At 63.5% G+C, this 14,589-nt stretch carries 12 protein-coding genes; 5 read left to right on the top strand and 7 right to left on the bottom strand.

The window, feature by feature from the left end; translation table 11 throughout:
* Positions 1–59: 59 nt before the first annotated feature.
* A complete protein-coding gene (locus KIG99_RS18125) occupies positions 60–926 on the top strand; it encodes a hypothetical protein (RefSeq protein ID WP_226461437.1) in 867 nt (288 codons plus the stop codon).
* A 50-nt stretch (positions 927–976) separates the two neighbouring features.
* On the opposite strand, the gene KIG99_RS18120 is transcribed toward KIG99_RS18125, so the two are convergent.
* The 4 genes from KIG99_RS18120 to KIG99_RS18105 are packed head-to-tail and all read right to left on the bottom strand — an operon-like array spanning position 977 to position 4,510.
* The gene (locus tag KIG99_RS18120; protein WP_226461436.1) at positions 977–1,594 is read right to left on the bottom strand and encodes a PqiC family protein; all 618 of its coding nucleotides are present in this window, start codon (positions 1,592–1,594) and stop codon (positions 977–979) included.
* Complete coding sequence (locus tag KIG99_RS18115; protein WP_226461435.1) at positions 1,591–3,249, bottom strand: PqiB family protein; 1,659 nt, start codon at positions 3,247–3,249, stop codon at positions 1,591–1,593. Before KIG99_RS18115 ends, KIG99_RS18120 begins: the two co-directional genes overlap by 4 nt.
* Positions 3,246–3,869, bottom strand: a complete 624-nt coding sequence (locus KIG99_RS18110) for a paraquat-inducible protein A (RefSeq protein WP_226461434.1) — start codon at positions 3,867–3,869, stop codon at positions 3,246–3,248. Before KIG99_RS18110 ends, KIG99_RS18115 begins: the two co-directional genes overlap by 4 nt.
* Entirely contained in the window at positions 3,866–4,510 is a 645-nt protein-coding gene (locus KIG99_RS18105; RefSeq protein WP_226461433.1) for a paraquat-inducible protein A, read from the bottom strand. The genes KIG99_RS18110 and KIG99_RS18105 overlap by 4 nt, the downstream gene beginning before the upstream one ends.
* A gap of 207 nt (positions 4,511–4,717) precedes the next feature.
* Between KIG99_RS18105 and sbcD the strand changes: the two genes are divergently transcribed.
* Both sbcD and KIG99_RS18095 read left to right on the top strand, forming a co-directional pair.
* Positions 4,718–5,950, top strand: coding sequence for an exonuclease subunit SbcD (gene sbcD / locus KIG99_RS18100; RefSeq protein ID WP_226461432.1), 1,233 nt, complete (start codon positions 4,718–4,720; stop codon positions 5,948–5,950).
* Entirely contained in the window at positions 5,947–9,471 is a 3,525-nt protein-coding gene (locus KIG99_RS18095) for an AAA family ATPase (RefSeq protein ID WP_226461431.1), read from the top strand. Before sbcD ends, KIG99_RS18095 begins: the two co-directional genes overlap by 4 nt.
* A gap of 385 nt (positions 9,472–9,856) precedes the next feature.
* On the opposite strand, the gene KIG99_RS18090 is transcribed toward KIG99_RS18095, so the two are convergent.
* The gene (locus KIG99_RS18090; protein ID WP_226461430.1) at positions 9,857–11,311 is read right to left on the bottom strand and encodes a diguanylate cyclase domain-containing protein; all 1,455 of its coding nucleotides are present in this window, start codon (positions 11,309–11,311) and stop codon (positions 9,857–9,859) included.
* Between the two features lie 228 nt (positions 11,312–11,539).
* On the opposite strand from KIG99_RS18090, the gene KIG99_RS18085 reads away from it, so the two are divergent.
* Complete coding sequence (locus tag KIG99_RS18085; protein ID WP_226461429.1) at positions 11,540–11,713, top strand: hypothetical protein; 174 nt, start codon at positions 11,540–11,542, stop codon at positions 11,711–11,713.
* Between the two features lie 180 nt (positions 11,714–11,893).
* Here the strand turns inward: KIG99_RS18085 and KIG99_RS18080 are convergent, their stop codons facing one another.
* Positions 11,894–12,442, bottom strand: a complete 549-nt coding sequence (locus tag KIG99_RS18080) for a peroxiredoxin-like family protein (protein WP_226461428.1) — start codon at positions 12,440–12,442, stop codon at positions 11,894–11,896.
* Positions 12,443–12,578: 136 nt separating this feature from the next.
* Here KIG99_RS18080 and KIG99_RS18075 point away from each other — a divergent pair, with 136 nt between their 5' ends.
* Positions 12,579–13,397, top strand: a complete 819-nt coding sequence (locus tag KIG99_RS18075) for an AraC family transcriptional regulator (RefSeq protein WP_226461427.1) — start codon at positions 12,579–12,581, stop codon at positions 13,395–13,397.
* On the opposite strand, the gene pflA is transcribed toward KIG99_RS18075, so the two are convergent.
* On the bottom strand, positions 13,391–14,176 hold the full coding sequence (gene pflA / locus KIG99_RS18070) for a pyruvate formate-lyase-activating protein (protein ID WP_226461426.1): 786 nt from the start codon (positions 14,174–14,176) through the stop codon (positions 13,391–13,393). The genes KIG99_RS18075 and pflA overlap by 7 nt on opposite strands.
* Positions 14,177–14,589: the final 413 nt, after the last annotated feature.

The following is a 14,589-nucleotide window of genomic DNA, read 5'->3' as shown; positions in this document are numbered from 1 at the left end:
TGGCACCGATATTGCCTTTGCATTTCGCCAGGAACCGAACATTTCACGGAAGGACAACAATGAGCATCACCGCCATCGCATCTTTTTACGCCGCCGGCGCCACCAGCGCCGTGCGCAGCGCGGCAGCCAGCCAGGGCACGACCAGCACGACCGAGACGAGCGGCACGCCGGACAGCGCCAGCACGACAGTGAACATCTCAAAGGAAGCCCGCCAGGCAGCCGCAGGCGGCATCGCCGTCCCGGAATCCATCCGCCAGGACGCGCTGGCCGAACTCAACCGGGTTTTCCCGCAGGACATCCTCGACGAAGCGCAGGCCCGACTCGACGCCAACCAGGGCATCAGCGGCAGCAGCAGCGCCACGCCCGGCCTCGGCAACCTACCCCTGCTGCCGGAAAACGAAGCGCTGATCGCGCAGATCAAGAGCGAAATGCACGCCGCGCACGCCGCCAACAAGGACGGCATGACCAACCTGACGCCCTACGTCCGCCTGATCAACGCAGTCCAGAAGGAAGGCTGGAAAGTGCCGATGAGCATGGAAGACGCGCAGCGCGAAGTCGACATCTCGCTGGCCATGTCCAAGCTGACGCCGGCCGCGAGCGAAGAACCGCTCAGCGCCGCCGAACAGTTGCAAAAGGACAAGACGGCGATGGCGCAATTCGAAAAGGAACTGGCCGGGGAAGTCCCCGACAAATTGAAACAGCGCTGGCAGGAAGCCGGCCTGAGCATGCCGGAATCCGCCACCACGACCTTCCCGCAATCGATCTGGCTCGGCCTGGCCAAGGCCGCCGGGATCGGCGAAGACGAGTTCCTCGGCAAGGCGCGCGAGCTGGCCGGCAACTACACGGGCAACCGCTTCCTGCAGGAAATCGAGAAATTCGTCAGCGAGCGCTACACCGCCAGTTCGGGCACAACGCAGAGCAGTTGAGTGGGCGCCTGTTGCCGTTTACCGGCCCCGGCGGAGCGGCGCGCCGGCACTTACGGCGTACTGCAAGCCGTACGGGGCGAATCCGCAAAATTCCGGGCATCCGCCGCAATCCCTTCCGCGAGCAGCGTTATTGCGTGCTGCTGGGCACTGACCAGCTGGGGATAGCTGCCGGGTGCCGCGACGTCGAATTGGGCGCGGCAAGTCAGCGGGCTATTTGTGGTGTCGCCGGCAAAACTCAGCGTCCAATCCGCTTCGAGCTGAACCTGTTGACCAAGCCAGGCATCCAGACGACGCACCTGGAGTTTCACGCGCAAAACGCGCCCGCCCTTGGCACGGGGTAGCCCCGCAAGATCCTGCGTCGCCAGCTTGCGGGCCAGATTGCTCGACAATGCGTCGCGAAGTTCATCACTGAAAGGCGCCGTCCAGCGTTCGCTATCGAGTATGGCGACACCGTTCTCTCCCTGCCGGACGACCAGGGCTTGCCGATCGATCAAGACGGGCATGCCGACCGGCAAAACCTCGAGCCGGAAGGCAACCGGCGGCTTGTTCGGGGCGCTGCTCGCCGAAGCGGGCGCCATCAGCGTGTAATAATGCACCGGCGAGGATGCGCAACCCGCCAGACCCAGCCCGCACGCGGTCAGCAGTCCCCAGGAAAGAAAGCGGTTCATGGCGAAGACTCCTGGGTATTGGCCGGGAGACGAGCCCCGGCCGGGGCGGGTTTAGGGTCATCCGGCCGGCCGCGCAGCAAGGACTCCGGATGGCGCCCCAACAAGTCGGTCAGTTCCCGCACCGACTGCGCGGCGCGCCGAACTTCCAGCAAGGTCTGGTTCAGGTTCTGTTGTAACGGCGCATCGTCGGCAAGCATGCCTTGCGCGCTGCCCAGGCTCTGTTGTGCTTGTTGCAGTGTGCGGGTCGCTTCGGGCAAGACTTGCGCATTGGTTTGCTTCAAGGTCTGATCCAGGCTGACCAGGCTGGCATCGAGATGACGACCGATCGAGTCCAGGGGAATCTTGTCGACCTTGGCGACGATGTTCGCCACTTGCTCCTGCAACTGATCGAAATCACCGTTGATGGTCGGCAAGATGAGCGGGCGCGCCGTGATGTCGAAAGCCACCTTCGGCGCATTCGAAACGAAGTCGATCGCGATATAGAGTTGCCCCGTCAGCAGGTTCGCAGAGCGGGCCTGGGCACGCAAACCGTGCTCCACCATACGCCGCATGAACAATGCCGGATCGGTTCCCTCCCTGGTTTTGGGCAGTTTATCCAGGGCCCGGCCGAGGCGCAGCGGATAGAGTTCGATGCCAACCACCGAGGGAAAGCGCTGTTTGACCGGGTCGTAGTCGAGATTGATCGAGACGACGCGCCCGAGCTCCTGGCCGGCGAACTGAACCGGGGCGCCAATCGACAAGCCCGGCAACGAACGTTCGAAATGCAGTTCGATGTACTGCGCCGGGCCGTCGGGAGGTGCCATCGCCGCCTGCTGATCCTTCGCCAGTTCATACACGGTTTGTGCCGCGCCCGATTTTTCCGCTGCGGCAAAGGCCGGAGTAGCAAAAGCAATGCCGCCGGCCAGCAAGGTCGTCAGCGATTGCGTATTGAGCTTCAGGCCATTGGCGCCGAGTGCGACATCAATCCCGCTCGCATTCCAGAAGCGCGTCTGGGCGCCAACGAAACTGTCGTAAGGCGCATCGATGAAAATCTGCAAGCTGACCCCGCGCCCGTCCGGGTCGAGTTGATACGATGCAAGACGCCCGACCTGGATACGCCGGTAGTAAATCGGCGAGCCGATATCCAGTGAGCCGAGGTCATCGGCATGCAGCACGAAACTCTTGCCGGGCGCCCCGTTGATAATCGTCGGCGGCGTTTCCAGACCGATGAAATTCTTGCCAGACGCTTCGGACTGCCCCGCATCGATGCCAATGTAAGCGCCAGAGAACAAGGTATCGATTCCCGATACGCCAGCCAGACCGATGCGCGGACGCACGATCCAGAAGCGCGAGTCGGCGCGCACCAGGTTTTCCGCACTCTTGTCCATGGACACCGCCACGAGTACGTGCGAGCCGTCTTCACTCAAGCTGATTCTGGAGACCAGTCCAACCGTCACATCCTTGTATTTCACCGGCGTTTTGCCGGCATCCAGACCGGTCGCCGCCTGAAAAGCGATCGTGATCTCCGGCCCGGCCGAAAGCCAGGCATGAACGAGCATGGAGAGGCCGATCAGCGCGGCAACGAGCGGCACCAGCCAAATCAGCGAGGGAAATCGACGCCGTTCAAGAATGCCGGGCTTGCCGGGTTGGGGCGGCGTTTCAAGAGCTTCACTCATGTGTCCTCACTATCCCAGATCAAGCGTGGGTCAAATTGCATCGCGGCAAGCATGGTCAGGATAACAACCATGCCGAAAAACAGGATACCGGTGCGCGGCTCGATATCGCTCAGCGACTGGAACTTGACCAGCGCGGCGACAATTGCCACCACCAGCACATCGAGCATCGACCAGTAACCGATGATTTCGACCAGGCGATAGAGCCGCGCCCGCTCCCGCATGGCCCAGGTGCTGCGGCGCTGCACCGTCATCAGCAGCATGCCGAGAATCAGGAACTTGCTGCAAGGCACGACAACGCTGGCGATGAAGATCACCAGGGCAATGCCATAGGAACCGCCATGCCAGAATTCGACCACGCCTTGCAGGATGGTGTTGTCGCTGCCGCTGCCCAGCATGTTCGTATACATCACCGGCAGCAGGTTGGCCGGAATATAGAAAAGCATGCCGGCGATCAACAAGGCCCAGGCGCGGGCAATACTGTTGGGACGCCGCCGGTGAAGGGTCGTGCCGCAGCGCGGACAGCGCCCATGACCGGGATGCCCGGGCGCATCTTCGAGCACCATCCCGCACGTGTGACAGGCGATGACATGCAACTGAGCGGCACGCGGAGGAGCACTCACGTCCGACTCTCCGAATGCGTTGGCCTGGCCTCGACCATGTCCCATAACCAATGAACATCGCGATTGGCGATGATCGTGATCAGAACCATCAGCACCGCCGTAGCCCAGATGCCGGGGCCCGGCACGACTTCCAGAAAGCTGGAAAGCTTGATGATCGCCACCAGGATGCCCAGCATGCAAACCTCGACCATGCTCCATGGCCGCAAGACGACAAGCATCCGCATGGCCGTGGCAAAGCCCGGGGCACGCCTTTTCCGGCGCGCAAAAACGAGAATCCAGCCGAGTAAGGCAATCTGCAGAAAAGGCACGACGATGATCGACAGCGCGGTCGGCACGGCAATCAGCGCCGCCGGGCCATGCGCCAGCGCAGCGGCGGATTGCCACAGGGTCGCTTCGTTGTGTAAGCCCTGCAGGCTGATGCGGACCAGTGGGCACAAATTGGCGATCACGAACATGATGGCTGCGGCGACGGTAAGCGCCAGCCAGCGCTCCGCATCCAGGCTGCTGGCGCGATAGAGCGGGGCGAAGCAGCGCTCGCAGCGCGCAACTTGACCATTCGCCAAGGCAACACGCTGATACACGCTATCGCAATGTTCGCAGACCACCCATTCGGGAAAGGTTTTCAATTCGCCGCCACTCATCCATCTCTTCTCCGGGTTCCGGCCACCTCGCACAGTTTCTGCCAGATTATCGCCATAACCAGACTCAATTATCCAGTTATGACCCATTCAATCAAAAAGAAGCTTTCGTCTGCTCAAGATAACGCAAACAACGACAAAGGATGAAAGCAGGCGCGAGCAACGGCCAATGGCGTTTAAACTTCATCTTTTCACCTTTCGCAGCCCGGCATGCGCATCCTCCACACCTCCGACTGGCACCTCGGCCAGCACTTCATGGGCAAGAGCCGGCAGGCCGAGCATCAGGCGCTGATCGCCTGGCTACTCGAGCAGGTGGATGCACATCAGGTCGACGCGGTAATCATCGCCGGCGACATTTTCGACACCGGCACGCCGCCCAGCTACGCCCGCGAGCTGTACAACCAGCTGATCGGCCGCTTGTTCAAGGCCGGCGTGCCGCTGCTGGTGCTCGGCGGCAACCACGATTCGCCGGCAACGCTCGGCGAAAGCCGCGACCTGCTCGCCCACCTCGGCACCACGGTGATCGCCGCGACGCACGCCGATCCGGCAACGCAGGTCATCGTCCTGCCGCAACGCAACGGCGAGCCCGGCTGCATCGTCTGCGCCATTCCCTTCGTGCGGCCGCGCGACGTGCTGACCAGCCAGGCCGGGCAAAGTGCCGAAGACAAGCAGCGCTCGCTGCAAACCGCCATCCAGGAACACTACGCAGCGGTCCACGCCGCGGCACAGGCCAAAATGGCTGAGTTGGCCAACGCTCGCCCCGGCAAACTGCCCATCGTCGCCACCGGCCACCTGACCACGGTCGGTGCCAATACCAGCGAATCTGTGCGCGAAATCTACGTCGGCGCGCTCGAAGCCTTTCCGACCGCAGCCTTCCCGCCGGCCGACTACATCGCGCTCGGCCACATCCACCGGCCGCAGAAAGTCGGCGGGCTGGAACACATCCGCTACTGCGGCTCGCCGATCCCGCTCGGCTTCGACGAAGCGAAGCAGCAGAAGGAAATGCTGCTCGTCGAACTGGCCGGCGACGGCCTGAAAAGCGTTACGCCGCTCGCCGTGCCGCGTTTCCAGGGCCTGGTCGCAGTCAGCGGCAATCTTGAAACGCTGGCCGGTGCCATTGGCGCCGCAGCCGCCGAAGGCACGCGCGACTGCCCGGCCTGGCTGGAAGTCACCGTCGCCGAAGACGATTACCTGGCCGACCTGCCGGCGCGCATCGAAGCACTGACCGAAGGCTGGCCGGTCGAAGTCCTGCGCATCCGCCGCCAGCGCGGCAACGCCGTCGTCAGCCTGGCGGCGGAAGCGCGCGAAACCCTCGACGAACTCAGCCCGCACGACGTCTTCGCCCGCCGCCTGCAACAGGAAGCACTCAGCGACGAGATGCAGGCAGCGCTCAACGAACGTTACCGCGCCATCGTCGCCGGCCTGCAGGGAGAGGAAGCATGAAAATCCTGACCCTGCGCCTGAAGAACCTCAATTCGCTGAAAGGCGAATGGTTCGTCGATTTCACCAAGCCGCCCTTCACCGACAACTGCCTGTTCGCCATCACCGGCCCGACCGGCGCCGGCAAGTCGACGCTGCTCGACGCCATCTGCCTCGCCCTTTACCACCAGACGCCGCGCCTGAAGACCATCTCGGCCTCCGACAACGACATCATGACGCGGCACACCGCCGACTGCCTGGCCGAGGTCGAATTCGAGGTCAAGGGTGCCGTCTACCGCGCCTTCTGGAGCCAGCGCCGCTCGCGTGACAAGATCGACGGCGCGCTGCAGGCGCCCAAGGTCGAACTCGCAGCCGTCGATAAAAACGGCGCCGGCACCATCCTCAGCACGCAGACCAACGACAAATTGAAGCGCATCGCCGAAATCACCGGCCTCGATTTCCCGCGCTTCACCAAGTCCATGCTGCTCGCCCAGGGCGGCTTCGCGGCCTTCCTCAACGCCAGCGCCAACGAGCGCGCCGAACTGCTCGAAGAACTGACCGGCACCGAGATTTACGGCGAGATTTCGCGCAAGGTGTTCGAACAGGCGCGCGAAGCGAAAAGCCAGCTCGACCAGCTCAAAGCCCGCGCCGACGGCATGGAACTGCTCGGCGAAGAGCAACGCGCCGCCATGCAATTGGAAGCCACCCGCCTCGACACGCAACTCGCCGACGTCCAGCAGCGCCACGCGCAAACCCAGGCCCAGCGCCAGTGGCGCCTCGATCTGGCGCAAGGCGAGCAGGAAGTCAAAGCCGCCGAAAGCAAGGTACAGGAAGCCGACGCCGCGCTAACCTCCGCCGCGCCCGAACTGGCCAGGCTCGCCGCCAGCGAACCGGCCGAAGCACTCAAGCCCCTGCACCTGCACTGGCAACAAACCGGCGCGGCTTGCCAGCACAGCGAAAACGAACTCAAAGCCCTGCACGCCGCGCGCGAAAAGCTGCAAGCCGAGCAGTTTGCCCAGCACGCCGCTGCCCAACACTACAGCGCCGCAGTCGCCGCGCAGGCGCAGCAGGCCCTGCAACTCAGCCAGCGCGAAGCCAAACAAATCGACGACTTCTGCGCCGCCCAGCCGCAACGCGCCCAACTCGGCGAACATCTGGGCGTCTGGCGCCAGCAGTTCGAGCAAAAGGCCAAGCTGGGCCACGACCTCGCCGCGCAGCAGCAAGCGCAGCAAAAGCTCGGCGACGAACTCGCCGCCACTGCCCGCCAACTGACCACGCAAGCCGCCGCGGTCGACCTCGCAGAAAAGGCCAAAACCGCCGCCGACACCGCACTGGAAAAAATCCAGGCCGAACAGAACCAACGCCTGGCCGGCAAGACACTGGCCGAACTGCGCCAGCACTGGCAACGCGAACAGGCCGGCCTGAATCGCTGGCAACAACTCGAAGCCCTCGCCCAACGCCGGCGCGAACTCGCCGCGCAACAAACCGCGCAGGCGACGCAGTTGCAGCAGGCGCAGGCAAAGATCGAAGCGCAGGAGAAAAAGCTGCTCGCCCTGCGCGAACAGCACAAGGAACTCGCCGCCCAGGTCGCCGACAAGAAAAAACTGCTCGAACAGGAACAGCGCATCCGCAGTCTGGAAGAGCATCGCCGCCAGCTGCAGCCGGGCGACTCCTGCCCGCTGTGCGGCGCGCACGAACACCCGGCGATTGCCGACTACGCGGCGCTCGACGTTTCCGCGACCGAAAGCGCGCTCAAGGAAAAGCAGGTGGCGCTCGAGACGCTCGTCGAAACCGGCCAGCAAGCCCGCAACGACCTGACCGCGCTGGAAACGACGCACAAGGCGCAGCTCGAACAGCAGGGCAAAACCGCCGCCGATGCCGACCGCCTGCACAAGGAATGGGGCGAACTACTCGCCGGCAACACAACGCTAGCGGTCGACGCCTGGCAGGACGCCAAAATACTCGCCGCCAGCCGCGCTGCCGCCGAACAGGCGCAGTCCCAGCTCACCCAACGCCTGCAAGCCGCCGACCAGGGCGAACAGGCGCTCAACGCCGCGCGCAAGACCGCCGCCGATGCCGCGCAAACGCAGCTCAACGCCGGCAACCAGCAGAAACTGCTGCAACAAACGGCGCAAACCGGCCAGCAACGCCAGGCCGAACTCGCCAAAGCCGCGCAAGCCATCAACCAGGAACAGGCTGACCTCGACACCAAGCTCGGCGCCACGCTGAGCGCCGCCGGTTACGACCTCCCCACCGAACCCGCCGCCTGGCTGCAGGAGCGCGATGGCGAATGGCAGCACTGGCAGCAGATGCGGAAACGCCGCCAGGAACTCGGCGAAATCCTCGTCAAGCAGCAAGACCGCTTTGAGGCCGCGCAAACCCAGGCCGCGCACTGGCTGGAACGCTGGAAAATCGTCGCCGCCGAACGGTCGACCGCTCAGGAAGGGCAAAAACCGGCGGAAGTCAGCGCCGACCCGGCCGCCACCCTCGCCCGCTGCGCCGAAGCCATCGCCGACCTGACGCAGCAACTCGCCGCCCAGCAAGGCCGGCAGACGCAACTCGCCGCCAATCTGGCAGAGCAGAAAAAGGCCCTCGCCGACGCGTCGACCGCCTGGCAGACAGCGCTGGCCGCCAGCCCCTTCGCCGACCTCGCCGCTTACGAGGCGGCGCTGTTGCCGGCCGAAGAACGCCTTCGCCTGCTGCAACTGAAGGAAGCCCGGCAACTCGCCCGGCAACAGGCCGCCGCCGTGCTCAACAGCGCACGCGAAAAACTGGCGCGCCTGCAAAACGCACCTCCAAGCACGCTCCCTCCCCTTTATGTCCCGCAGGAACGGTATCCCTTGGGACAAGGGGAGGGTCGGGGTGGGGATGGGTCACCACCGCCGCTGCCCGAACTCGACGCCGCCCTCGCTCAACTCGACACCACGCGCCGCGAACTCAGCGAACAACTCGGCGCCCAACGCGCCCTGCTCAGCCGCGACGAACAGGCGCGCCAGAACCAGCAGACGCTGTTCGCCCAGATCGCCGCGCAGACCGCCGAAAGCGACCTCTGGCAACGCCTCGACAGCCTGATCGGCTCGGCGAAAGGCGACAAATTCCGCAAATTCGCCCAGGGCCTGACCCTCGACCACCTGCTGCACCTCGCCAACAGCCACCTCGCCCGCCTGCACGGCCGCTACCTGCTGCGCCGCAAGAGCAGCGGCGAACTCGAACTCGACATCGTCGACAGCTGGCAAGGCGAAGTCGCCCGCGACACGCGCACGCTATCCGGCGGCGAAAGCTTCCTGGTCAGCCTGGCGCTGGCGCTCGCCCTCTCCGATCTGGTCAGCCACAAGACCAGCATCGACTCGCTGTTCCTCGACGAAGGCTTTGGCACGCTCGACGCCGACACCCTGGAAATCGCGCTGAATGCCCTCGACACTCTGAACGCCAGCGGCAAGATGATCGGCGTGATCAGCCACGTCGAAGGCATGAAGGAAAGGATTCCGGCGCAGATACGGGTGGAAAAAGGCGGTGGGGTTGGCTATTCGCGGTTGCGGATTTAGACGGGGTACGGTTGCTGCGGTCGATTGACAAATCGACTATTTTCCACATCAGCAAAGATCCAATGCATGAGAGTCGAGGAAATCGATTTATCGTTCCGAGAAGCTGTTTGCGATCTTTTATTTGTCATTCAAACCCCTGACGAAACTACTAAGCAACCGGCTAAGCCGCCAAACTACGGCGGCTTAGCCTCTGCTTATCCCCAGCCCTCCCCTTGCCCCCCAAGGGGACTTCCTGCTGGGCGTCAGGGGAGGGAGTCTATCCGAGCGCGATTTGGGGTGCTCCTCCCCTGTCAAGGGGAGGTTGGGAGGGGTTTTACAGACGTATCAATTAATACCGCTGCCTGTTTCATGATTTTCAGAAGATCGTGAACAGGTTCTCAGGCACTCACTCCCCATCATCCGCCACATAAAACCGCACGGCATTTCGCCCGGCTGCCTTTGCTTGGTACATGGCCTTGTCGGCGCAGATCAGGATGTCGTCCGGGCTGGCTTCGTGGTCGAGGAAGACGACCACACCGATGCTGGCCGAGCAGTGGTGTTCGACATTGCTGGCCGCCCTGTCTTCATGCTCGACTTTCAAGCAATAGGCGCCGGATAACCGGGTGCGGATCTTTTCGGCGACGACTTCGGCCAGGGCGATGGATGCTGCGTGATCGACATCGAGCTCGCCAAGCATCACGACAAATTCGTCGCCGCCAAAGCGCGCCACCGTGTCCATCTCGCGCACGCAGCCTTTCAAGCGATTGGCTACTTCAAGCAGCAGCAGGTCGCCGACGAAATGCCCGTATTTGTCATTGAGCGGCTTGAAGTTGTCGAGATCGACGAACATCAGGGCGCCATGCCGCCCGCTGCGTTTGCTGGCGGCCAGCGTCTGGCACAAGCGGTCGTTGAGCAGGCGCCGGTTGGGCAGCCGGGTCAAGGTGTCGTAGAAGGCCAGTTCCTTAACCTGATCCTGCATCTGTTTGCGCTTGGTGATTTCCCGGGTAATGCCGTGATAGCCGGTAATCGTTCCGTGTTCGTCGCGCACGGCCGTGGAGAACACCTCGCCCCAAATGGTGCGGCCGTCCTTGCAACGATGTGGCGCCTCAAAACTGATAAAGCCCTGATCGCCCCCATCCTGTCCGGCTTGCTGTCGTTTGCGCATGGCTTCCGTGACGACGGCGATCCCTTCGTCCGCGAACAGATCCAGGGCATGGCGGCCGACCACCTCTTCCGCCTTGAAACCGCGCAAACGCTCATCCGACGGGCTGATATAGGTAATGAGGAAATTGCTGTCAGTGCGCCAGATGACATCGAGCGTATCTTCGGTGAGCAGCCGGTAGAAGGCCTCTCTTTCGTTCAGCTCACGCGTGCGCTCTTCGACCAGGGCTTCGAGTACCTGGTTGCGCTCCTGCAAACGCGGGAGGGGATAGACCTCGCCCTCCTGCACCAGCTGGTAGGGAATCGAGATGCCGCTGTGCACGATTTTCCAGTCTTCGCCCTCAAGGCGAAAGATCAGGACCAGTCGCGCCACCTCGCGCGACAGCACATGTTCGGGCAGCGGCAGGTGAATGTTGAAGAAGGCGGTGACAACGACGACCTCCTCGCTCAGGTCCTGCAGCGCGATATCGCGCATCTCGATGCGGATCCGCCCCGGCACTTCGGCAAAATCCTGGCGGGTGATCCGTACCCACTCGTCGCGATCGGTGACCAGCTCATTGCCGCCCCCCGTGTAGCCGCTGAAGTTTTCGCTGAACAGCGTTGTCAGCCGGTCATCGCGCGCGGCGTAGCGCTCGATGTACTCATCAAACAGCGCGCGAATCTTGCGATGGCGGTCCGGATGAAGGAGGATGGATGTCATGGCAGAAATACTCGTTTCTCAACAAAAATCACACTTGCCTGAAGCACATATACCATATTGAACGCCGGGCGCCGGACCGCCTTACGCAAACATTGCTCTGCGCCCCCTGCGCACCGCACTGGGCCAGCCACTCCAGCAGACCAAGGAAGCGGCCCGCAGCTTCATGGGCAGCGAGCGGGAGTGAGCGCCGCCCATCCCCGCTCTTCATAACACCGAGAATATTCCCGAATGTTTTTTGTCATCATCTTTCTCTGCCTGGCCAGCCTGGCCAGCTACTTCTTCCCGGAGTGGTCCTCGGCGACGATTCTGCTGAGCGCACTGGCCTGCGTCGTTGCACTTCGTCTGGCGCTGTTTTTCACGGACAGCTCGAGAAATCCTTCCGCCAGGGAGCCGCCCCACTAGCGGAAGCCAATTGTCTTCCGACACCAGCGCAATCGCTTCTCACAGAGATCAAGCAAAAGCCTGGGCTGATATCCGGGAACCGATTGCCAACACGGTAGCAGGCCATCCATCCGTGCAAATCGGGCATCGCGATGCCTCCGTGCCGAGAATGACCGCTTTCATGGATGAGCTCTTGTGCAATCAGAGCGGACCGGCATATTCGCCGCGCGCCGGATAGTCGTGGGCAATCGCGAAATCGATGGCGGCGAGCAGATCCTGGAACGCCGGCCGGGCGAAGGGCATGCTCTGCACCGCGCCGTAGTAAAGCGTGCCGTCGGGGCGCACCAGGAAGACGCCGGGCTCGCTGAACAGCGCCGGTTCCTCGATGCCGAGCGAAGTCTTGCCGCGCGAGGCGCTGATATACAGCCCCCACTGCCGGGCGCTGGCAAGACTCAGACCGTAGCCGATCGGCAAGGCCGCGGCCTTGATCTTCACAGCCATCGCCGCGGCACGTTCGGCATCGTCGCTGCTGACGGCGACGATACTGACGCCGCGCCGGGCAAATTCGGGCGCCAGACGTTCCAGTTCGAGCAGGTATTTGGCGCAGATCGGGCAATGCAGGCCGCGGTAAAAAACGACCAGATCAAAGCGCTCGCCGGGGGCGGCGCCGAGTACGAAACGTCCGCCAGCGGTCAACGCGACATTGAGGGCAGAAACCGGCTGCCGCGGCATCAGGGCTGTAATGCTCATGGTGAATCCTTTCATGGATTGAAGGCCGCGGTCAGCAGGACTTTCCGGGCCGATTGCCGGCTTGCTTGACCGGGACGAGGTCATTGTGCTGAACTATAAGCAAACATCAGTGCAACATTGTTTGCAATTCGTACAAATGACCTCAGCCCCGCACCTCGACCGACTCTCCGCCCTGCTCGCCGGCCTCGCGCCGCGCGTGCGCGTCGCGCGTCCCCCGCCTGCGGCGGCGCGTCTTGACGTTGCCGCCGATGCGGCGCCCGGCCTGCATCTCTACCTGCTGGCCGAGGGCAAAATGGCACTTGAATTGACGTCGACCGCCAGCCGCGAGTTGCAGGCGCCCTGCATCGTCGTCTGCCGTGCCGATACGCCGCATGCGCTGATCGCAGCAGCAGCCGACTGGTCGCAACTGATCTGCGCCCGTGCCTGGCTGGACGGCCCGGTCGCCGCGCTGCTCCTGGGCGAATTTGCCGAACCGCAGGTGCTGGCGCTGGCCGGGGCCGAATCTTCGCTGCAGCATGTCGTCAAGCTGATTGCCGCCGAACTGCAGGCGCCGCGCTGCGGCCAGCCGGCCCTGCTCGACCGGGCCGGCGACATCCTGTTCATCGGCCTGTTGCGTCACCTGATCGCCCATCCGGACAAGCGCGGCGGACTGCTCAACGGGCTGGCCGAGCCGCGCATCGCGCGCGCCCTGGTCGCCATCCACGCCCGGCCGCAGTTGCACTGGACGCTGGAAACGCTGGCCGCGGAAGCCGGCATGTCGCGCACCGCCTTTGCCAACACCTTCCGCGATGTGATGTGGCAGACGCCGGGCAAATACCTGGCCGCCATCCGCCTCGCCATCGCCCGCCGCGCCGTGCAGGCGGGCAAGGGGCTCAAAAGCGCGGCACGCGATGCCGGCTATGCGAACACCTCGGCCCTGTCGCGCGCGCTGGCGCGGCCGGCCGCGCTTCAGTAAACCTGCAGACCTTCCGCCCGGAACAACTCGCGCACCTTGGCCAGCGCTTCTGCGGTTGGCGCCTCGACGCCGGCCAGCGGATAGTCGAGGCCCTGCGCCCGCCATTTGTCGCCGCCGTGTTGATTGAATGGCACGACCTCGACCCGCTCGATGTTACCGAGGCCGGCCGCAAAACCAGCGAGCGCGGCGATGTCGGCGTAGTCGTCGGTCAAACCCGGCACCAGCACGAAACGCAGCCACACCGCCTTGTTGAGCGCCGCCAGCACATTGGCGAAGCGCAGCGTGGGAGCGAGTTCGACGCCGGTCAGCGCACGATGGCGCGCCTCGGAAAATGACTTGATGTCGAGCAGCACAAGATCGACACAGTCGAGCAGGGCATCATCGGCAAAATCGCCGTAATAGCCCGTGGTTTCCAGCGCGGTGTGCAAGCCCATCGCCTTGCAGCCTTCAAGAATGGCGCGGCAGAACTTGTGTTGCAGCAACGGCTCGCCGCCGCCCAGCGTGACACCGCCGCGCCCGCGCAATTGCGTCTTGCGCCGGGAAATATCGGCCAGCACATCGGTCACCAGGGCCGGCGCGCTGGCGTGCCGCTCCCAGGTGTCCGGCGCATCGCAATAGCCGCAGCGCAGCGGACAGCCGGACAGCGTCAGCACATAGCGCAGGCCGGGGCCATCGGTGCTGCTGTAGTTTTCAGTCGCGTGCACCCAGCCTTCGAGATCACCGGACTCGGTCCAGTACGGAGGGGGCGGCACGCCGGGAGTGTTCTTCAGTTCAGACATGTTTGTTTGGGGACCGGATACGGCCAAAAGGTTCCGCCATACCGCTGCGCAACGGACGGCATGGCCAACCTGCTGTTTGCATCGGCCGGGCGTTGGCAAGAGTGCGAGGACGCCGAGTTTCTCCCGGCACAGCCTCGCCTTCAATTGGGACTATCCACTAGTTGCGGCGTAAACGGCACCCGCCTGAACGCGCCGAAGCAGACTGCTGCGGCCCCGGCGCGGGCCGGAGATCAGGCAGCAGATTGGCGGCTTTTCCGGAAAAAAAGCCTTTTTTCACGGTCGACCGCTACGGGCCGGCTATCGGAAACCCGAATGCCGAATGCTGGCCAATATCGACATTCCGTCACTCGCTCGAAGGCCGCGCCAAAAAACCATGTGAAATCAGGCAACTAAAAAACAGCTTTCGGCAAAAA

Origin of the sequence: Quatrionicoccus australiensis, from assembly GCF_020510425.1 — a bacterium.
GTDB classification, from domain to species: Bacteria; Pseudomonadota; Gammaproteobacteria; order Burkholderiales; family Rhodocyclaceae; genus Azonexus; species Azonexus australiensis_A.
The sequence above is the reverse complement of the archived record's forward strand: the minus strand, read 5'-3'. Positions and strand labels throughout refer to the sequence as shown.